This is a genomic window from Microbispora sp. NPDC004025 (assembly GCF_053604425.1).
In genome coordinates this window covers 1-19120 of the sequence record NZ_JBSGHN010000026.1, presented here as the reverse complement: position 1 = coordinate 19120, position 19120 = coordinate 1, and the positions used below count along the sequence as shown (strand labels likewise).

Sequence of the window (19120 nt, the reverse complement as noted above, 5' to 3'; positions counted from 1 at the left end):
CCACTCCTCTCCACATGCCGGCCGGGTTAGCTGACGGGTGCGGGCTGGAGGAGCCCGGGCAGGCGGCTGCCTTGACCCCAGATGCGTGGTTGGGTCCCCGGCTCCCGGGCGAGGCGCCCGGGATTAGGCGTACCGGCTGTGACAGCCGGTGCTCCGGGATACTACTGGTAAAGAAACCGCAGGTGCCACCCAAGTCGCAACCGTTACGGTGATCAAGCCGTGACCACTTCACGGAGCATCCGGGCGGCCTCCTCCGGGAGCACGTCGTTGACGAACGCGCCCATCGCCGACTCCGAGCCGGCGAGGTACTTCAGCTTGTTCGGCGCCCGCCGGATCGTGAAGAGCTGGAGGTGAAGGTAGGCCAGGTCGCGCCGGTAGGTGACCGGGGCCTGGTGCCAGGCGGCGACGTACGGCATGACGACGCCGAACAGCCCGTCGAGGCGGCGCAGCACCTCGATGTAGAGCGGCGCGAAGGCGGCCCGTTCCTCGGGCGACAGGGCGGGGATGTCGGGCACCCGGCGGTGCGGGTAGACGTGCACCTCGAACGGGTACCGCGCGGCGGCCGGGACGAAGGCCGTCCAGTGCTCGTTGGCGGCCACCACCCGGGGGCCCTTCCGCTCGGCGGCCAGGACGTCCGCGAACAGGTTGCCGCCCCGGTGACGGGCGGCGGTGTCCAGCATCTGGCGCGTACGCGGCGTGACGTACGGATAGGCGTAGATCTGCCCGTGAGGATGCGGCAGCGTGATGCCGATCTCGGCGCCGCGGTTCTCGAAGCAGAAGACCTGTTCCACGCCGGGCAGCGCGGACAGCTCGGCCGTACGGTCGGCCCACGCCTCGACGACCAGCTCGGCCTGCTCGTCGCTCAGGGAGCTGAACGACGCGTTGTGGTCGGAGGTGAAGCAGACCACCTCACAGCGCCCGATCCCCGGCCGCACCTCGCTCAGGCCGCCCACCTGCTCGTACGCTCCGGTGTTGAAGCTGAACGACGGGAACCGGTTCTCGAACACCGCCACCTCGTACGGCGAGGGGATCTCCGAGCCGGGATGTGCCGGGCAGAGCGGGCACTCCTGGGCGGACGGCAGGTGGGTGCGCGTCTGACGATGCCGGGCGACGGCCACCCACTCGTCCATCAGGGGGTCGTAGCGCAACTCGGAGGCGAGCGGGCGCGGCGGTAGGTCCCTGGGGTCGGTGGCGCTGTGGTCGGCGTCGTCGCGCCGGTCGAAGTAGATGAGCTCGCGGCCGTCGGCGAGATGGGTGATGGTGCGCTTCACGAAGCGGTCTCCAACTATCGGCGTGCGGTGTTCGGCGTCACAGGGCGGTTTCCAGTGCGGATTCCCCGGACGGATCGGCGAGGAGGAGCTCGCCGGCGTGCTCCGACAGCTCGGCGCGCGCCTCATCCGGCAGGCCGACGTCGCTCACGACCACGTCGGCCTCGCCGAGGGCGGCGATCGTGCTGATGCCGATCGTCCCCCACTTGGTGTGGTCGGCCAGGACCACGAGCTGCTGGGCGGCCGCGATGAGAGCGCGGTCGGTCTCCGCCTCCAGCAGGTTGGGCGTGGTGTATCCCGCCCTGACGCTCATGCCGTGCACACCGAGCATGAGCGTGTCGACGTTCAGGGAGCGGACGGCCGCCACGGCCACCGGGCCGACCAGGGCGTCGGAGGGCGTGCGCACGCCTCCCACCAGCACCACGGTCTGGTCGGGCCGCCCCGCCCGGTGGAAGACGTCGGCCACCTGCACGGAGTTGGTGATCACAGTCAGTTCGGGCACGTCCACCAGGTGGTGGGCGAGCGTCCAGGTCGTGGTTCCGGCCGACAGGGCGACCGAACTGCCCGGCCGTACGAGCATGGCCGCCCGGCGGGCGATGGCCTCCTTCTCGGCCTGCTGCCGCACCGACTTGGCCGCGAAGCCCGGCTCCTCCGTCGAGCCGGTGCCGGTGGCGGTCGCCCCGCCGTGCACCTTGACGATCAGGCCGCGTTCCGCGAGGACCTCCAGGTCGCGGCGGATCGTCATGTCCGAGACCCCGAGGTCGCGTACGAGCTGCGCGACGCGCACCCCGCCGGTTCTGCGCACCCTCTCCAGGATCGCCTGCTGCCGTTGCTGGGCCAGCATCCACCACTCCTGTCAACAGATTCAAACAAATTATGCCCCACACACGTGGGGACGTGTTGAGTTGGGGTCCGGGTACTTGCCGGTCGCGGTCCCGGGGAGGACAGTGAGCGAAACGCCGTACTCGACGGAAGGCGGTCTTCATGGGCAGACGCGCACGCAAGTCGAAGGCACGCAAGAAGAAGAAGGCCAACCACGGCAGGCGGCCCACGGGCCGGTAGAGGCCCGGCCTAGGCGTTCCTGCCCCAGGCGGCGAGCAGGCGAGTCTGCTGGTCGGCGCCGGCCGGGACGCCTCGCTCGTCCCCGATCACCCCCGCCTCGCGGTAGTCCTCCCGCGCCTTCTCGAACCATTCCGAGCAGGAGGCGACGAGCTCGGGGTCGAGCCTTTCCGGCCCGCCGATGGCACGTGCCAGGTCCCAGGTGTGGATCAGCGCGTCCGCGAACAGCTCGGTGATGTACTCCTCGCCCGGCACGTCACCGAAGGACAGGTGGGCGACGGAGGTCAGGGCGCCCTCGGCGTACACGGCCTGCACGGCGCCCTGCGCGGACGCCTCGAACGCCTTGACCGGGTCGTCGCCGAGCACGTCCCCCTCGAAGGCGTCCCCCACCTCCGCGACCGTGCGGCCGGACAGCAGCTCGGGGGCCCACAGGTTCTCGGACACGACGTGGTTGACCAGCCCGCGGACGTCCCAGTCGACGCAGGGGGTCGGCAACTCCCACTGACCGCGGCGGACGAGATGGAGGCGGTCCCCGAAACCGTCCAGCGCCCTGCGGTACGCGTCACGGATATCGATCATGTCCCCTCCTCGCCACGAACTCCCCGTTCGACCGTAACTCTTCTCAACGATCAGTAATACACGCTTGCCGGGGAGGGAACGCCCGGGTCAAGGGAGGTGCTGCTCGACCCAGACGATCTTTCCGTACGGAGTGGGCCGCGTGCCCCAGCGGTAGGCGAACCGCTTGATCAGCTGGAGACCTCGGCCGGTGTCCTCGTCGGGGGTGGCCGTGCGCGGGGCCGGAGCGGCGGGCGAGCCGTCGGCGACCTCGACCACCAGCGTCCGCCCGCGCAGCAGCCGCAGCTCTATCGGCGGCCAGCCGTGCTTGAGCGCGTTGGTGACCAGCTCGCTCACGATGAGCTGGGTGGCGTCCACCAGGCCGCCCAGGCCCCACCTCTGCAGGGTGCCGCGGACGAAGCGGCGCGCGTGCGAGACGAAACGCGGGTCGGCCGGCAACGGGCAGGTCGCGATCTCGTCCGGATCGAGGTCGCGCACCTGGGCCACCAACAGGGCGATGTCGTCACGCTCGTGGCTCGACCGCTGACTGTTGATGATCACGTCGCACATGTCCTCCAGGTCGTCGACCGGACCGGCGAGCAGGCGCCGCAGCCCCATGATCCCGGCGTCCAGGTCCCGCTCGCGGCTCTCGACCAGGCCGTCGGTGTAGAGGGCGAGCACGCTCCCGGACGGCAGGACCAGCTCGCGCGACTCCAGCGGATCGCTGCCGATGCCCAGCGGCAGGCCCGACGGCAGCTCGATGATCTCGGTCGAGCGGTCGGGGTGCAGCAGGATCGGCGGCACGTGCCCGGCGCGGGCGAGCGCGCAACTGCGCGTCACCGGGTCGTAGACCGCGTAGATGCACGTCGCGATCTGGCTCGGGTCGAGGTCCTGGCTCATGAGGTTGAGCCGGAACAGCACCTCGTCTGGCGGCAGGTCGAGGCTCGCCAGCGTACGCGCGGCCGTGCGCAGCTGGCCCATGGTCGCCGCGGCCCTGGTCCCGTGCCCCATGACGTCGCCCACCACCAGGGCCGTACGGCAGCCGGGCAGGGCGATCACGTCGTACCAGTCGCCACCGACGCCCATCAGGTCGCTGGCCGGCAGATACCGCGAGGCGATGTCCATCCCGAGCGCCTGCGGAAGCTCGACGGGCAGCAGGCTGCTCTGCAGGGTCAGCGCGGTTTTGCGCTCCGTGGTGTACAGCCGCGCGTTGTCGATGCACAGCGCGGCGCGGGCGGCCAGGTCCTCGGCCACCACCACGTCCTGCTCCTCGAACGGCAGGCTGCCGGGGCGCCGGGTGAAGACCGCGCAGCCGAGGACCCGGCCCCGTGCCCGCAGGGGCACCGCGAGGAACGAGCAGTCGGTCAGGAGCGAGGCGACCGCCTCCTCCCGGTCCAGGCTGGCGCCGATCAGCCGGGCGCTCTCCTTGTCCAGCGACGGGTACATCAGCGGCTTCCCGCCCGCCATGCACTGGGCCTGCGGGAGGATCGCCGGATAGATCGTCGCCTCGTCGACCGGGAACGCCTTCATCCAGGCGTCCGGATCGGCGCCGGCCACACCCAGGGCCACCCGGCGTACGAGGGTCGTGCCGTCGACCGGCCGGGGCGACAGCTCGCCCTCCGACATGAGGCGGTCCTGCACCATCACGGCCGCCGCGTCGGCGAAGCGGGGGACCGACACGTCCACGAGCTCCCGGCTCGTCTCGGCCAGGTCGAGCGTGCTGCCGATACGCCGGCTCGCCTCGTTCAGGAAGGCCAGCCGCTCGTTGGCGGACGCGGCGCTGCTGCGGCGCCACTGCGCCCGGTTCCCCGGGGCGGGGTCCTTGATAACGCAGTTCCGGTTCAACGAATTCTCCGGAGAGAGCGGATGGTGTTCCAGAATCGTATGGAGCTGATACCGCGCATTTCAGCCGTTTGACATGAGTGCTCCGACAGGTATGACGGCACGATGGCGCAGCCGTACCCGCCGCTCAAGGGACGAAACGGATATCAGTGAGCATGCGTCGCATCAGACGACGGGCAGGTGCGCGAGGGCCTCGTCGATCCGCCCCTGCGGAAGCGTGAAGTCCTCCAGGCGACCGGCGAGACGGCTCTCGTAGGCGGGCAGGTCGAAATGGCCGTGCCCGCACAGGGACATCACGATGACCTTCTCCTCGCCCGACTCCGCGCACCGCAGCGCCTCGGCGATCGTCGCGGCCACCGCGTGGGCGGGTTCGGGGGCAGGCACGATCCCCTCGGCCCTGGCGAAGCGGATCCCCGCGTCGAAGCACTCGGTCTGCGTGACGGCCACGGCCTCCACCAGGCCTTGCGCATACACGTGTGAGAGCAGCGGCGACATGCCGTGGTAGCGCAGCCCGCCGGCGTGGATCGGGTCGGGCACGAACGTGTGCCCCAGTGTGTGCATCTTCATCAGCGGCGTGAACCCCGCGGCGTCGCCGAAGTCGTAGGCGTACGTGCCCCGGGTCAGCGACGGGCAGGCGGCGGGCTCCACGCCGCGCAGCACCGGGTTCATCCGTCCCGCCAGCTTCTCGCGCAGGAACGGGAAGGCCAGCCCGGCGAAGTTGGAGCCGCCGCCGGTGCAGCCGATCACCAGGTCGGGAGTCTCGCCGAGAGTGGCGAGCTGCTCCAGCGCCTCCTCGCCGATGACGGTCTGGTGCAGCAGGACGTGGTTGAGCACCGAGCCCAGGGCGTACCGCGTGTCGTCGTGCTGCCCGGCGACCTCGACCGCCTCGCTGATCGCGATGCCCAGCGACCCCGTGCAGTGCGGGTCCTCCGCCAGGATCCTGCTGCCCGCCGTGGTCACCGCCGACGGGCTGGCGTGCAGGGTGGCGCCGTAGACCTTCATCAGCGTGCGCCGGTACGGCTTCTGGTCGTACGACGCCCGGACCATCCAGATCTCGCAGGCCAGGCCGTACTGGGCGGAGGCGAACGCCAGCGCGGACCCCCACTGGCCCGCGCCCGTCTCGGTGGTCAGCCTGCGCACGCCCTCCCGCGCGTTGTAGTACGCCTGCGGGACCGCCGTGTTGGGCTTGTGCGAGCCCGACGGGCTGCCGCCCTCGTACTTGTAGTAGATGCGCGCGGGCGTGCCGAGGGCGCGCTCCAGGCGGCGGGCGCGGATGAGCGGTGTCGGCCGCCAGAGGCGGTAGACGTCGAGGACGCCGTCGGGGATCGGGACGAACCGCTCTCCCGACACCTCCTGCCCGATCAGCGCCTCCGGGAAGAGCGGGGCGAGGTCGTCGGGGCCGACCGGCTGCAGCGTCGCCGGGTGGAGCACCGGTGGGGGCGGCGTGGGCAGGTCCGGGATGACGTTGTACCAGTTCCCGGGGATCCGGGACTCGTCGAGAAGGACCCTGGTCGGCTCGCCCATGTCTCCCAGTGTCCGCGCCGCGGGCCCATCGGGAAAGGGCGCCGGCCGATGTGGCCGGACCCGGTCAGACGCTTCCTCCCGATCGCCAGTAGACGTTGGCCTCCCGGGTGAGGAACCCCTCGTCCACCAGATAGCGGCGCAGCGCGGCGTGGTCGTCGTGGAACGCCCGCAGCGCCACGTCGACCTCCTTCTCCTGGTAGCGCACGCCCACCTCGAACACCTGCGCGATGTAGTCGAGCACCATCAGCCGTTTGGCCCGCTTCACCGGTATGGAGACGAGCCGCCCGTCGACCAGGAACGCGTCCATCGGGTCGGCCGGCGTGGAGGGAACCGTGCGCAGCAGTTCGCGGAAGGTCTCCGGCCGCGCCCGCCAGCCGTCCTCCTCCCGTACGGCGAGACCGCCCCTGGCCAGCCGGTCGAGGGCCTTGGCCGCCGCCTCCGGGGTCAGCCCGGTGACCTTGTCGAGCGGCTCACCGGGACGCAGGACCAGTCCGGCGAGGACGCGAAGCGTGTCGTCCTGCCCGAGCAGCCCGAGCACGCGGGAGATGTGCTTGTCGATCACCTGTCCACGGTATTGGGTCGATGAGGACCGCGGAAAACCTGGAGGCCGCCGTGACCGCTCGACTGGACCACACGATCGTGCACAGCAGTGACCGCTTCGAGTCCGCCCGGTTCCTGACCGGGTTGCTCGGCGAGCCGGAGCCCGGCGCGTTCGGGCCGTTCGCCACGGTCCGGGTCGCCAACGGCGTGACGATCGACTACGCCGACTCGATCGTCGAGCGGGACCGGATCGTCATGCAGCACCTGGCGTTCCTCGTCTCCGAGGACGAGTTCGACGAGATCTGCGCCCGCATCGCCGAGCGGGGCCTGCCGTACTGGGGCGGGCCGCACCACCAGGAGCCGCAGCAGGTCAACCACCGCCACCACGGTCGCGGGGTGTACGTGGACGACCCCGACGGCCACGCCATCGAGTTCCTCACGCACCCGTACGTGGAGGAGGAGTGACTTTCAGCGGCTCTGGGTCCGGCCCCGTTCGAAGACCGCGCGCCTGCGGGCGGCGAAGTCCTCCGGGCCGGCGATGGTGAGCCCGTCCCGGCCGGTCTCCAGTTCGGCCCGCAGGCCGTCGGCGCCGGTGCCGTCCCGCAGGAGGTCGTAGATCTCCCGGATCCTGCCCAGCGTCTGCGGGGTCGTCGTCGCGATGCTCCGTGCGAGCTCCACGGCCCGGGGCAGCAGCCGGTCGTGCGCGACGACCTCGTTCACCAGCCCGATGCGCAGCGCGAGGGGCGCGTCGACGAAGTCACCGGTGAACGTCATCTGCCGGGCCCACGCCTGCCCGACCGCCTGGCTCAGCCGGGCGGTCATGCCCCAGGAGGGCACGATGCCGACGCGAGTGTGGGTGTCGGCGAACCGCGCCCGTTCACTGGCGATCCTGAAGTCGCACGCGAGCGCGAACTCCAGGCCGCCGGTCACCGCCACGCCGTTGACCGCGCCGATGACGGGCACGGGGAAGTTCCGCAGCGGGAGGATCGAGTCGGGACGGCCGATCTGCACGTTCGCTTCCAGCTCACCGAGGTCCAGGCCCGCGCAGAAAGCGGGGTCGGCCCCGGTGAGGACCATCGCGCGCAGGTCGGGCTCGGCCGCGAGCCGCTCCAGCGTGTCCCGGAACTCCTCCAGCAGCGCCTTGGAGATCGCGTTGTACTTGCGCGGACGGTTCAGCGTCACGACCGCGACGGCCTCGGCAGGCCGGTCGACGAGGACCAGGTCGCCCATGGTGCTCCTCAGGGTCCCGGGAGTACGGCGAGAACAGGTTATAGAAACGTGCCGGAGGCCCGGAGCCCGGCGGGGGTGCCGTCGCTCCTATGGGGACCCCTATCGGGAGCGGGGGCCGCTTCGGCGGCCGTCGGCCGGAAGCGGTGTGGGAAACGCGAGAGCGATGGTCGGGGCGACAGGATTTGAACCTGCGACTTCTTGCTCCCAAAGCAAGCGCGCTACCAAGCTGCGCCACGCCCCGTCTCGTCGGGTACGCGTGCGCTCCGAGACTCCGGTACGCTTACGCCCTGACGACCGGATGAAGTCTAGACCAGATGGACACCGGGCGCGCGCGGACGTAGCTCAATGGTAGAGCCCCAGTCTTCCAAACTGGCTACGCGGGTTCGATTCCCGTCGTCCGCTCTGACGATGAAGGCCCAGGTCCGGGGGTGAGTCCCCGGCCCTGGGCCTTGGTCTTCCCACGGTCTCCGAATTCTCGCCATGGCGCGACGGGCACGACCGTGTCTCTCGGTCAGCTCGCTGCGGGGCAACGGCCGCCGAGCTCGGACAGCTGACCGGCGAAGGCCTTCGCGTGCTTCAGCTCGTCTTTCGCCGTGTCGGTGAGCACGCTGGCCGCCGCGGTGTCACCTGCGGCCGAGGCCTGGCGCGCGTAATCGGGGTACATCCGGGTGCCCTCGCGAGTCTCACCCTTGATCGTCGCGCACAGGTTGGCCGCGGTGCCGCGCACCGCGCCGGCCAGATTCGCCTCCTCGGCGAAGTGCTCGGTGCGCTCGACGGCGGCGGTGCGGTGGAACAGCTTGGCGAGCCTCGGCTGACCGGTCTCGCGGGCCTTGTCTCCGTAACGGGTGTACTTCGCGTAGGCGAAGGCTTCGCCCTTCATCGCCGTACGCAGGTTCTCCAGCGTCCGGTCGGACGAGACCTCCGGCTCTCCCGCGCGTACGGTCACGCGCTTCGCCTTGACATCCGTCGGGACGACCGCGCCGGACGACGGATCGGCGACGGCCTTCGCCGCCTCGGCGAACTTCGCGTGGTGCGCGGCCTCGTCCTTGGCGATCTCCGAGAAGAGGCGGGCCGCCTGCCGGTCGCCGTCCTTCCTGGCCTGCTTGGCGAAGTTCTTGTACATCTTCGTGGCCTCGTAGGACTCGCCGCTCATGCTGTCGCGGAGGTTCGCGGCGTTGTCGCCGACCAGGCCGACGAGCTTCGCCTGCTCGTCGAGGTGCTCGCGTAATTCCGTGTGCGCGGTGCGCCTGTACAGCCCGGCCACTTCGGGCAGGTTCTCCCTGTCCGCCTGCTTCGCGTACTCGCGGTAGGTGACGTGCGCGAGCGCCTCGCCCTTCATCGCGTTCGTGACGTTGGTGCGCGTCGACGGATCGACGTCGTCCCCATGGGGAGCGGTCGCAGCCGAGGCGCGTGCGACTCCCAGAGCGAGGAGCGTGATGGTGCCGGCAGCCGTGAGACCGGCCTTGCACCAGCCGAGACCTGAGGTTTCCATGCGACCCCCCGACGGGCGTAGAGCCTGGTGAGAGGGGAGTCGGAACCCGGCATACCCGGTTAAGGAGCGCGAATCTCCTCGGATGCCCTGTGTCTTGCACGGACATCTCAAAACATGGCCCCGGGGGTGGGGTGGCCGCCGGAGACCGTCAGTCGCCGGTGCGGAAGAGGGCCCAGACGGCCTTGCCGCCCTCGTCCAGCGCGTCCCAGCCCCAGGCCTGGCTGTAGGTCTCGACGATGTAGAGGCCACGTCCGTGCTCGGAGACGAAGTCGGGCTGCGCGGGTGAGGGCGCCTGGTCGCTCGGGTCCGACACGGCGAGCAGCACGTGCGGCGCGATGCGCAGGAGCGTCAGCGTTATGGGCGGCTCACCGGTGCGGTCCGCCGGACACAGAGCGTAACGAACAGCGTTGGTCACCAGTTCGCTCACGACGAGTGCCGCGTCGTCGCTCAGCTCCGACAGGCCCCACTCCCGCAGGGTCGTCCGGGTGACGTCACGTGCGGTCTTGACCGAATCGGCCTGCGGGGCCAGGGGGCACATCGTCGTATCGGACGGACCTGCCGCCCTCCGGAACCAGCCGAATCCCACGTCGCGGGTCAGCTGGCCGCCGGATTTGGGCTCGTCCGACATGGTTGCCCGTACCTCCCGCTGGCCTGAATCGATGACTGGTGCACATTTAGCCCAATATGCACCTAAGACATGATGGATCAGTGGCTCCCGCTGCTGCAAGACCCAAATGCACGTGCAGTTGTCATGTGCAGACGCACGTTGCGAATGTGCTGACCGTCAGGGACACGTAGATCAGACCTTGTCATCGGAGCCCGGAGTGGTGACACTGTGTGGGCTGGGGGTGTCGTACGGGTCGTCCCTTGGCGGCACACAGGGCCGAGGTGAGAGGGAGGCGCCGTGATACAGATCCAGGCTGGATCGGGTCCGACGGCTCTGCGCATCCTTCTCGGTTCCCAGCTCCGCAAGCTCCGTGAGAGCAAGGGCATCAGTCGTGACCAGGCCGGCCAGTGCATCCGGGCGTCCGAGTCGAAGATCAGCCGGATGGAGCTGGGCCGGGTCGGGTTCAAGGAACGCGATGTGGCCGACCTCCTCGTCCTCTACGGAGTCGAGGACGAGGAGACGCGCGATGTCGTGATGAACCTGGTCGAGAGGGCCAACGAGCCCGGCTGGTGGCACAGGTTCAACGACCTGCTGCCCTCGTGGTTTCAGGCGTACGTCGGCCTGGAGGAGGCGGCCGAGCGCATCCGCACCTACGAGGTGCAGTTCGTTCCCGGCCTGCTGCAGACCAAGGAGTACGCGCGCGCCGTCATCATGGCCGGCGCGGTCGGCGCGGCGCCGGAGGAGATCGCCAGGCGGGTGGACCTGCGGCTGGAACGCCAGCGCATCCTCGACGGCGGGAACAGCCCCAAGTTCTGGGCCGTGATCGACGAGGCCGCGCTGCGCCGCCCGATCGGCGGAGTCGACGTCATGCGGGGCCAGATCCAGCACCTCATCGACCTGATGAACCAGCCCAACGTGACGATTCAGGTCATCCCGTTCAGTTATGGAGGACACGCCGCCGAGGGCGGCGCCTTCAGCATCCTGCGGTTCGCCGACCCCGACCTGCCCGACATCGTGTACGTCGAGCAGCTCGCCAGTGCGCTCTACCTGGACAAACGGGAAGAAGTCGACCGCTACAGCGAGGTCATGGAGCGCCTCTGCGCGGTCAGCACCACCCCCACGGAGACGGTGGACCTGCTGCGGCAGATCATGGCAGACCTCTGATCAGTCGCTACCGGGCCTCATCTGCTCTAGACTGCCCTTGGCGTTGGACACCCGCCACAGTCGAGCATGCCCGGACAGGTCGCGTGCAGGCGAGACGGTGATCCTGCGCCTTTCACGTGGGCGCGGCGCGCGTTACTGTGCCGCGGTTGCCGTGCACGACGTGCCCGCGATCACCAGATGCTGGATCAAGGAGACCACCCCGTGAAGACCGCTGTCGAGGAGCTCAGCCCTACCCGGGTCAAGCTCACCGTCGAGGTGCCGTTCAAGGAGCTCGAGCCGAGCCTGCAGGCCGCGTACAAGAAGGTCGCGCAGCAGGTGCGCGTGCCCGGCTTCCGTCCTGGCAAGGTGCCGGCCCGGATCATCGAGCAGCGCTTCGGCCGCGCGGTGGTTCTCGAGGAGACCCTGAACGACGCTCTGCCCAAGCTGTACGGCCAGGCCGTTGACGAGACCGAGGTCTTCCCGGTCAGCCAGCCGGAGATCGAGGTCACCAAGATCGAGGACGGCGAGCAGGTCGAGTTCACCGCCGAGGTGGACATCCGCCCCGCCTTCGACGTCCCGGACTACCAGGGCGCCGAGATCGTGGTCGACCCCGCCGAGGTGACCGACGAGGACATCACCGCTCAGCTCGAGGGCCTGCGCCAGCGCTTCGCGACGCTGACCGGCGTCGAGCGGCCGGCCCAGAACGGCGACTACGTCGTGATGGACCTGCGCGCCGAGATCGACGGCCGCAACCTCGAGGAGCAGCAGGCCGCCGACGTGTCCTACGAGGTCGGCGCGGGCTCGGTCCTGCAGGGCCTGGACGACGCGCTGCAGGGCATGGCCGCGGGCGACGAGAAGACCTTCCGCACCACGCTCGTCGGCGGTGAGAACGCCGGCGAGGAGGCCGACGTGATCATCAACGTCAAGTCGGTCAAGGAGAAGGTGCTGCCCGAGCTGGACGACGAGTTCGCCCAGCTCGCCAGCGAGTTCGACACGCTCGACGAGCTCAAGGACAGCATCCGCGAGCAGGTTCGCCGCAACAAGCTGGTGGACCAGGTCATGCAGAGCCGTGAGAAGGCGCTCGACGCGTTGCTCGAGAAGATCGACATCCCGCTGCCCGAGAGCGCGCTCCAGGCGGAGATCGACGCGCGCAAGCACAACCTCGAGCACCAGGTCGCCGAGAGCGGCCTGAGCCGTGACGCGTACTTCCGTCTCCAGCAGACCACCGAGGAAGAGCTGTTCGCGGAGTACGAGGCGAACGCGGCCAAGGCGCTGAAGTCGGGCTTCGTGCTCGACAAGATCGTCAAGGCGGAGGAGATCGGCGTCAGCGAGCAGGAGCTGACCGACTTCGTGGTGCGCCGCGCCATGCAGATGGGCGTCGCGCCGAACACGCTGGCCCAGCACCTCGCCGACAACAACCAGCTCCCGCTGGCGATGATGGAGATCGTGCGCGAGAAGGCCAAGACCGTCATCGGGGACGCGGCCAAGGTCACCGACACCGCGGGCAACGAGGTGGACATCCAGGCCATCTACGCCGAGCTCAACCCCGAGCAGGAGGCCGTGGGCGTGGACGAGGCGGGCGAGGAGCCCGCCGACGAGACCAAGGAGAGCTGATCTCCGAGGCCCTCGCCTGACTTCTGCCGCCGGCCTGCCGCAGGGCGGGCCGGGGCAGTGGCAGCGCTTGAACCCCCGTCGCACTCGGGTGCGCCGGGGGTTTCCGGTTATATCCGGGCAAATCGCTGGAAATTGTTTATTACCGGGGGCGGGGAGCACGCGTACGGCCGTGACACATGTGTCTCGGCAGTCCGGCCATGGGCGGGAAACACGAGCGATGCGGCGTGGATGCGCCGTCGCGGGCCGGGCATGCGCCGACAGCGAACAGTACGGCGCACGGGCATGACCTGTCTGCGCCGCGCGTTAAGGTCACAAGCAAAGCCAATCGATTACGAGCATCGGAAGGTGACGCTGTGACCAGCCCGCCGACCTTCTTCCCGACCGGTGGTTCCGGCTTCGAGGCCCGGAGCCCGGAGGGTGGCCCCTCCCGCCTCGAGGACCAGCTCTACCAGCGCCTGCTGCGCGAGCGGATCGTGGTGCTCGGCACCCAGGTGAACGACGAGGTGGCCAACCGGCTGTGCGCTGAGCTCCTGCTCCTCGCCGCCGATGACCCCGATCGTGACATCTGGATGTACATCAACTCCCCTGGTGGCTCGGTAACCGCCGGCATGGCGATTTACGACATGATGGAGTACGTGCCGAACGACGTCTGCACGGTCGCCATGGGTCTGGCCGCCTCCATGGGGCAGTTCCTGCTCTGTGCCGGCGCCCGCGGCAAGCGGTACGCGCTTCCGCACGCCCGGATCATGATGCACCAGCCGTCCGGCGGCATCGGCGGCACCGCGGCCGACATCGCGATCCAGGCCGAGCAGATGCTCTACGTGAAGAAGACACTCGCGGAGCGGATCGCCTACCACACCGGCCAGCCGCTCGACCAGATCGAGCGCGACTCCGACCGGGACCGCTGGTTCACGGCCGAGGAGGCCAAGGACTACGGCTTCATCGACCACGTGGTGCGCAGCGCCCGCCAGGTGCCCTCCGAGGGCGCCGTCTCGTGACTGGAGCTTCCCAGATGAGTGAGCTGATCCGGCCGGGTGACATCAACGGCCGCTACGTCCTTCCCTCCTTCGTCGAGCGCACGTCGTACGGCGTCAAGGAGATGAACCCCTACAACAAGCTGTTCGAGGATCGCATCATCTTCCTCGGCGTCCAGATCGACGACGCTTCGGCGAACGACGTGATGGCGCAGCTGCTCACGCTGGAGTCGCTCGACCCGGACCGCGACATCAGCATGTACATCAACTCGCCGGGTGGCTCGTTCACCGCGATGACCGCGATCTACGACACCATGCAGTTCGTCCGGCCCGAGATCCAGACGGTCTGCCTGGGGCAGGCGGCCTCGGCCGCCGCGATCCTGCTGGCCGGCGGCACGCCGGGCAAGCGGTTCGCGCTGCCGAACGCCCGCGTGCTGATCCACCAGCCCTACACCGAGGGCGGCGGACAGGGCAGCGACATCGAGATCCAGGCTCGTGAGATCCTGCGGATGAGGTCGCTGCTGGAGGATCTCGTGGCGAAGCACTCGGGCAAGTCGCCCGACGAGGTCCGCAAGGACATCGAGCGAGACAAGATCCTCAGCGCCGAGGAGGCGAAGGCGTACGGGTTGGTGGACGACATCATCCCGTCGCGGAAGAAGCGTGCGGCGGCGGTCGCCGCTTCCTGAGGAGGTTGCCGCACCGGAACGGTGCCCATTTGGGCACGTTCCGGTGCGACTCACCGCTAGGGGGCTCACTGAGGGCCCGAGAGACGGTAACGTCGAAACCTGAGCGGGATGACGTTTTCGCACCGGATCGCGATCAATGATCGCGAAGAGGGTGTGGACGGAAGCGACCGCGGCGGCAGGCGGTCCCACGCAAAGGAGTATCTGGGGTGGCACGCATCGGCGACGGGGGAGACCTGCTGAAGTGCTCGTTCTGCGGCAAGAGCCAGAAGCAGGTCAAGAAGCTCATCGCCGGACCAGGCGTCTACATCTGCGATGAGTGCATCGATCTCTGCAACGAGATCATCGAGGAGGAGCTGTCCGAGTCCTCCGAGCTCAAGTGGGACAACCTTCCCAAGCCCCGTGAGATCTACGAGTTCCTGGACGCGTACGTCATCGGGCAGGACAAGGCGAAGAAGGCCTTGTCGGTGGCGGTCTACAACCACTACAAGCGCGTCCAGTCCGGGGAGCGAGGCCGCGACGACGGCCTGGAGCTGGCCAAGTCCAACATTCTGCTGCTCGGCCCCACCGGGTCGGGCAAGACCCTGCTCGCGCAGACGCTCGCCAAGATGCTCAACGTGCCGTTCGCCATCGCGGACGCGACCGCGCTGACCGAGGCGGGATACGTCGGCGAGGATGTGGAGAACATCCTCCTCAAGCTGATCCAGGCCGCCGACTACGACGTCAAGAAGGCCGAGACCGGCATCATCTACATCGACGAGGTCGACAAGATCGCCCGCAAGAGCGAGAACCCGTCGATCACGCGGGACGTGTCGGGCGAGGGCGTGCAGCAGGCCCTGCTCAAGATCCTGGAAGGGACCACGGCGAGTGTGCCGCCGCAGGGCGGGCGCAAGCACCCCCACCAGGAGTTCATCCAGATCGACACCACGAACGTGCTGTTCATCTGCGGCGGCGCCTTCGCCGGCCTCGAGAAGATCATCGAATCCCGGGTCGGCAGGAAGGGCATCGGCTTCAACGCGATCATCCACTCCAAGGAGGAGATGGACTCGTCCGACATCTTCTCGGACGTCATGCCGGAAGACCTGCTCAAGTTCGGCATGATCCCCGAGTTCGTCGGCCGGCTGCCGGTGATCACGTCGGTGCACAACCTCGACAGGAGTGCGCTGATCCAGATCCTCACCGAGCCGCGCAACGCGCTCGTGAAGCAGTATCGGCGCCTGCTCGAGCTGGACAACGTCGAGCTGGAGTTCACCGACGACGCGCTCGAGGCCATCGCCGACCAGGCCATCCTGCGCGGCACCGGTGCCCGCGGCCTGCGCGCCATCATGGAGGAAGTCCTCCAGTCCGTGATGTACGAGGTGCCCTCCCGTCAGGACGTGGCCCGCGTCGTCATCACCCGCGAGGCCGTGCTGGAGCACGTGAACCCGACCCTCGTGCCGCGCGACCAGCTGCAGGCCAAGCAGCAGCGGACGCCGAGGGAGAAGTCGGCCTGACGGGCCCTCGCCCGGGCGTGTTGTTGTCCACAGGGTGTGCGGCGACGGCTCGGGCGGCGTCCGGACGTCCCTAGAATTGGGCAGCGTGACTACGTCTGAGCTGCCCACCCAGTACGCCCCCGCCGATGTCGAGACCCGGAGCTACGAGCGCTGGGTATCGGCGGGCTACTTCACCGCGGACCCGGGCAGCGGGCGCGAGCCGTACAGCATCGTGCTTCCCCCGCCCAACGTGACCGGGTCGCTCCACGTGGGCCACGCGCTCGACCACTCGATCCAGGACGCGCTGACCCGGCGGGCCCGGATGCGGGGGATGGAGACGCTGTGGCTGCCCGGCATGGACCACGCCGGCATCGCCACCCAGAACGTCGTGGAGCGCGAGATCGCCAAGGACGGCCTGTCCCGCCACGACTTCGGCCGTGAGGCGTTCGTCGAGCGCGTCTGGCAGTGGAAGGAGGAGTCCGGCGGTCGGATCCTCGGCCAGATGAAGAAGCTCGGCGACGGCGTGGACTGGTCCCGCGAGCGCTTCACGATGGACGAGGGGCTCTCCCGGGCCGTCCAGACGATCTTCAAGAAGCTGTTCGACGACGGGCTCATCTACCGGGCCGAGCGGATCATCAACTGGTGCCCCCGCTGCCTGACCGCCCTGTCCGACATCGAGGTCGAGCACAGCGACGACGACGGCGAGCTCGTCTCGATCCGATACGGCTCGGGTGACGAGGAGATCGTCGTCGCCACGACCCGCGCGGAGACGATGCTGGGCGACACCGCGGTCGCCGTTCATCCCGCCGACGAGCGCTACGCGCACCTGGTCGGCAAGTACGTCGAGGTCCCGCTCACCGGGCGGCGCATCCCGATCGTCGCGGACGAGCACGTGGACCCCTCGTTCGGCACCGGCGCGGTCAAGGTCACCCCCGCGCACGACCCGAACGACTTCGAGATCGGACGCCGCCACTCGCTGGAGTCGCTCGTCATCATGGACGAGCGGGGCATCATCACCGCTCACGGGCCCTTCCAAGGCCTCGACAGGTTCGAGGCGCGGCCCGCCGTCGTCGCCGCGCTGCGCGAGCAGGGCCGCATCGTCGCCGAGAAGCGCCCGTACGTCCACTCGGTCGGCCACTGCTCCCGATGCAAGACCGTGGTCGAGCCGCGTCTGTCGCTGCAGTGGTTCGTGAACGTCACGCCGCTGGCCAAGTCCGCCGGCGACGCGGTGCGCGACGGCCGCACCCGCATTCACCCGCCGGAGCTGGCCAAGCGCTACTTCGACTGGGTCGACGACATGCACGACTGGTGCATCTCCCGTCAGCTGTGGTGGGGTCACCGGATCCCCGTCTGGTACGGCCCGGACGGAGACATGGTCTGCGTGGGACCCGACGAGGAGCCGCCGGCCGGTTACGAGCAGGACCAGGACGTCCTCGACACGTGGTTCTCCTCGGGACTGTGGCCGTTCTCCACGCTGGGCTGGCCCGACGACACGCCCGAGCTGGCCCGCTTCTATCCGACGAGCGTCCTGGTCACCGGCTACGACATCCTGTTCTTCTGGGTGGCCCGGATGATGATGTTCGGGTTGTACGCGATGGACGGCCAGCCGCCGTTCCGCACCGTGGCGTTGCACGGCATGGTGCGCGACCAGTTCGGCAAGAAGATGTCGAAGTCGTTCGGCAACGTCGTCGACCCGCTCGACTGGATCGAGCGATACGGCGCGGACGCCACACGCTTCACGCTGCTCCGTGGTGCCAACCCCGGCTCCGACGTGGCGATCAGCGAGGACTGGGCGGCCGGATCCCGCAACTTCTGCAACAAGATCTGGAACGCCACCCGGTTCGCGCTGATGAACGGCGCCGTCTCCGACGGCCTGCCCGATGACCTCACCGCGGCCGACCGGTGGATCCTGTCCCGGCTGCAGGAGGTCGTGACAAGTGTCGACGCGGCCTTCGAGGAGTTCGAGTTCGCGAAGGCCTCCGACGCCCTCTACCACTTCGCCTGGGACGAGGTCTTCGACTGGTACGTCGAACTGGCCAAGGTGCAGTTCGCCGAGGGCGGTGCGGTCGCCGAGAACACCAAGCGGGTGCTGGGGCACGTCCTCGACGCGCTGCTGCGGCTGCTCCACCCGCTCGTGCCGTTCGTGACCGAGGAGCTGTGGCGTGCCCTGACCGGCAGGGAGTCGATCGTGGTGACTCCCTGGCCGTCGGTGTCGCCCGACCTGTTCGACCCCGCGGCCGAGCAGGAGATCGCCTCCCTGCAGAACCTGGTGACGGAAGTGCGCAGGTTCCGATCCGACCAGGGGCTGAAGCCCGGCCAGCGCGTGGCCGCGCGGCTGTCCCTGTCCGGTACGGCTCTCGCGGCCCATGAGGACGCGATCCGGGTCCTGCTGCGCCTGGACGAGCCGGCGGACACCTTCAATCCGACAGCCCGGCTCACCGTCGGCACGGTGCTCGTGGAGATCGACACGGCCGGTGCCATCGACGTCGTGGCCGAGCGGAAGCGGCTGGAGAAGGACCTGGCCGCGGCGCGCAAGGAGCAGGCGCAGGTCACCGCGAAGCTCGGCAACGAGCAGTTCATGGCCAAGGCTCCCGAGGACGTCGTGGCGAAGGTGCGCCGGCGTGCCGAGCAGGCCGGCGAGGACATCTCTCGCCTCGAGGCCCAGCTCGCCGCCCTGCCGGCATAGGTGTGCCGAATGAGGTTTGGGAGTGCTGGAGACGGGGCAAGACTGTGAAGTTGCCTAAGTTGTCTCCAGCACCTCCCAACCGGTGCTAGTCTTTCTCTCGCGCTGAGGGTCCGGCGAGTCGGAACACCCCAAGGGGATCCGGTTGTTAGACTCTCGGTTACTCCCTTCCTCTGACCCGATCTCGGGTGTCTCGTCGCGATTCGACGAGGTGCCGGGGATCAGGTAAGTTCGAGGGGTTGCCCCGGAAACGGGGCGGCCGAAATTCTCGGTGAAAAACGGAATTCAAAGCAAATCGAGTTGATTTGACACGAATAACCGGACTCGCCAGAATAGAAGCACAACGAACGAAGCGAAACGCCCCGGAGCGTAGGGCCTGGTGAATCGGGTTCTGGGTGATGGTGGTCGCGTCCGTTTCTTGAGAACTCAACAGT

General features: G+C 68.8%; 17 protein-coding genes, 2 tRNA genes and 1 riboswitch. Of the genes, 9 read left to right on the top strand and 10 right to left on the bottom strand.

Annotation, left to right across the window (positions count from 1 at the left end; translation table 11 throughout):
- Position 1: 1 nt before the first annotated feature.
- A riboswitch (cyclic di-AMP (ydaO/yuaA leader) is annotated at positions 2-140 on the bottom strand.
- 72 nt (positions 141-212) lie between these two features.
- Together galT and ACWEQG_RS37760 are read right to left on the bottom strand one after the other, a co-directional pair.
- Positions 213-1271, bottom strand: a complete 1059-nt coding sequence (galT, locus tag ACWEQG_RS37765; RefSeq protein ID WP_452292284.1) for a galactose-1-phosphate uridylyltransferase — start codon at positions 1269-1271, stop codon at positions 213-215.
- Positions 1272-1308: 37 nt separating this feature from the next.
- Positions 1309-2112 (bottom strand): DeoR/GlpR family DNA-binding transcription regulator, encoded by an 804-nt coding sequence (locus tag ACWEQG_RS37760; RefSeq protein WP_452292283.1) that lies wholly within the window; start codon positions 2110-2112, stop codon positions 1309-1311.
- A 140-nt stretch (positions 2113-2252) separates the two neighbouring features.
- On the opposite strand from ACWEQG_RS37760, the gene ACWEQG_RS37755 reads away from it, so the two are divergent.
- Complete coding sequence (locus ACWEQG_RS37755) at positions 2253-2330, top strand: 50S ribosomal protein bL37 (RefSeq protein WP_373320643.1); 78 nt, start codon at positions 2253-2255, stop codon at positions 2328-2330.
- A 9-nt stretch (positions 2331-2339) separates the two neighbouring features.
- On the opposite strand, the gene ACWEQG_RS37750 is transcribed toward ACWEQG_RS37755, so the two are convergent.
- From ACWEQG_RS37750 to ACWEQG_RS37735, 4 genes are all read right to left on the bottom strand, one after another.
- Positions 2340-2906, bottom strand: a complete 567-nt coding sequence (locus ACWEQG_RS37750; protein ID WP_452292281.1) for a TIGR03086 family metal-binding protein — start codon at positions 2904-2906, stop codon at positions 2340-2342.
- An 87-nt stretch (positions 2907-2993) separates the two neighbouring features.
- Positions 2994-4727, bottom strand: coding sequence for an ATP-binding SpoIIE family protein phosphatase (locus tag ACWEQG_RS37745; RefSeq protein ID WP_452292279.1), 1734 nt, complete (start codon positions 4725-4727; stop codon positions 2994-2996).
- A gap of 162 nt (positions 4728-4889) precedes the next feature.
- A complete protein-coding gene (locus ACWEQG_RS37740) occupies positions 4890-6248 on the bottom strand; it encodes a TrpB-like pyridoxal phosphate-dependent enzyme (protein WP_452292277.1) in 1359 nt (452 codons plus the stop codon).
- A 64-nt stretch (positions 6249-6312) separates the two neighbouring features.
- A complete protein-coding gene (locus ACWEQG_RS37735) occupies positions 6313-6810 on the bottom strand; it encodes a DUF2087 domain-containing protein (RefSeq protein WP_452292275.1) in 498 nt (165 codons plus the stop codon).
- A gap of 50 nt (positions 6811-6860) precedes the next feature.
- Between ACWEQG_RS37735 and ACWEQG_RS37730 the strand changes: the two genes are divergently transcribed.
- Complete coding sequence (locus tag ACWEQG_RS37730; protein WP_363462642.1) at positions 6861-7253, top strand: VOC family protein; 393 nt, start codon at positions 6861-6863, stop codon at positions 7251-7253.
- A gap of 3 nt (positions 7254-7256) precedes the next feature.
- On the opposite strand, the gene ACWEQG_RS37725 is transcribed toward ACWEQG_RS37730, so the two are convergent.
- Positions 7257-8018 (bottom strand): enoyl-CoA hydratase, encoded by a 762-nt coding sequence (locus ACWEQG_RS37725; protein ID WP_452292273.1) that lies wholly within the window; start codon positions 8016-8018, stop codon positions 7257-7259.
- A gap of 164 nt (positions 8019-8182) precedes the next feature.
- Positions 8183-8259: transfer RNA gene (locus ACWEQG_RS37720), tRNA-Pro, on the bottom strand.
- Positions 8260-8349: 90 nt separating this feature from the next.
- Between ACWEQG_RS37720 and ACWEQG_RS37715 the strand changes: the two genes are divergently transcribed.
- Positions 8350-8420 (top strand) — tRNA-Gly (locus ACWEQG_RS37715).
- Positions 8421-8529: 109 nt separating this feature from the next.
- Here the strand turns inward: ACWEQG_RS37715 and ACWEQG_RS37710 are convergent.
- Both ACWEQG_RS37710 and ACWEQG_RS37705 read right to left on the bottom strand, forming a co-directional pair.
- A complete protein-coding gene (locus ACWEQG_RS37710) occupies positions 8530-9510 on the bottom strand; it encodes a ferritin family protein (RefSeq protein ID WP_452292271.1) in 981 nt (326 codons plus the stop codon).
- Between the two features lie 148 nt (positions 9511-9658).
- Positions 9659-10138, bottom strand: a complete 480-nt coding sequence (locus ACWEQG_RS37705; RefSeq protein ID WP_452292269.1) for an ATP-binding protein — start codon at positions 10136-10138, stop codon at positions 9659-9661.
- 276 nt (positions 10139-10414) lie between these two features.
- Here ACWEQG_RS37705 and ACWEQG_RS37700 point away from each other — a divergent pair, with 276 nt between their 5' ends.
- From ACWEQG_RS37700 to ACWEQG_RS37675, 6 genes are all read left to right on the top strand, one after another.
- Complete coding sequence (locus ACWEQG_RS37700; protein ID WP_452292267.1) at positions 10415-11281, top strand: helix-turn-helix domain-containing protein; 867 nt, start codon at positions 10415-10417, stop codon at positions 11279-11281.
- A gap of 201 nt (positions 11282-11482) precedes the next feature.
- A complete protein-coding gene (tig, locus tag ACWEQG_RS37695) occupies positions 11483-12874 on the top strand; it encodes a trigger factor (protein WP_452292265.1) in 1392 nt (463 codons plus the stop codon).
- A gap of 353 nt (positions 12875-13227) precedes the next feature.
- Positions 13228-13872: a ClpP family protease gene (locus ACWEQG_RS37690; RefSeq protein WP_452292263.1), complete on the top strand. Its 645-nt coding sequence runs from the start codon at positions 13228-13230 to the stop codon at positions 13870-13872.
- A gap of 14 nt (positions 13873-13886) precedes the next feature.
- Complete coding sequence (locus ACWEQG_RS37685) at positions 13887-14534, top strand: ATP-dependent Clp protease proteolytic subunit (protein ID WP_169987687.1); 648 nt, start codon at positions 13887-13889, stop codon at positions 14532-14534.
- Between the two features lie 206 nt (positions 14535-14740).
- Entirely contained in the window at positions 14741-16024 is a 1284-nt protein-coding gene (clpX, locus tag ACWEQG_RS37680; protein WP_169952773.1) for an ATP-dependent Clp protease ATP-binding subunit ClpX, read from the top strand.
- 76 nt (positions 16025-16100) lie between these two features.
- Entirely contained in the window at positions 16101-18689 is a 2589-nt protein-coding gene (locus ACWEQG_RS37675) for a valine--tRNA ligase (protein WP_452292261.1), read from the top strand.
- Positions 18690-19120 lie beyond the last annotated feature (431 nt).

Coding starts and splice junctions, on each gene's coding strand:
- ACWEQG_RS37760 (WP_452292283.1), bottom strand. CDS start 2,112: ATGCTGGCCCAGCAACGGCAGCAGGCGATCCTGGAGAGGGTGCGCAGA.
- ACWEQG_RS37755 (WP_373320643.1), top strand. CDS start 2,253: ATGGGCAGACGCGCACGCAAGTCGAAGGCACGCAAGAAGAAGAAGGCC.
- ACWEQG_RS37750 (WP_452292281.1), bottom strand. CDS start 2,906: ATGATCGATATCCGTGACGCGTACCGCAGGGCGCTGGACGGTTTCGGG.
- ACWEQG_RS37740 (WP_452292277.1), bottom strand. CDS start 6,248: ATGGGCGAGCCGACCAGGGTCCTTCTCGACGAGTCCCGGATCCCCGGG.
- ACWEQG_RS37725 (WP_452292273.1), bottom strand. CDS start 8,018: ATGGGCGACCTGGTCCTCGTCGACCGGCCTGCCGAGGCCGTCGCGGTC.
- ACWEQG_RS37710 (WP_452292271.1), bottom strand. CDS start 9,510: ATGGAAACCTCAGGTCTCGGCTGGTGCAAGGCCGGTCTCACGGCTGCC.
- ACWEQG_RS37705 (WP_452292269.1), bottom strand. CDS start 10,138: ATGTCGGACGAGCCCAAATCCGGCGGCCAGCTGACCCGCGACGTGGGA.
- ACWEQG_RS37685 (WP_169987687.1), top strand. CDS start 13,887: ATGAGTGAGCTGATCCGGCCGGGTGACATCAACGGCCGCTACGTCCTT.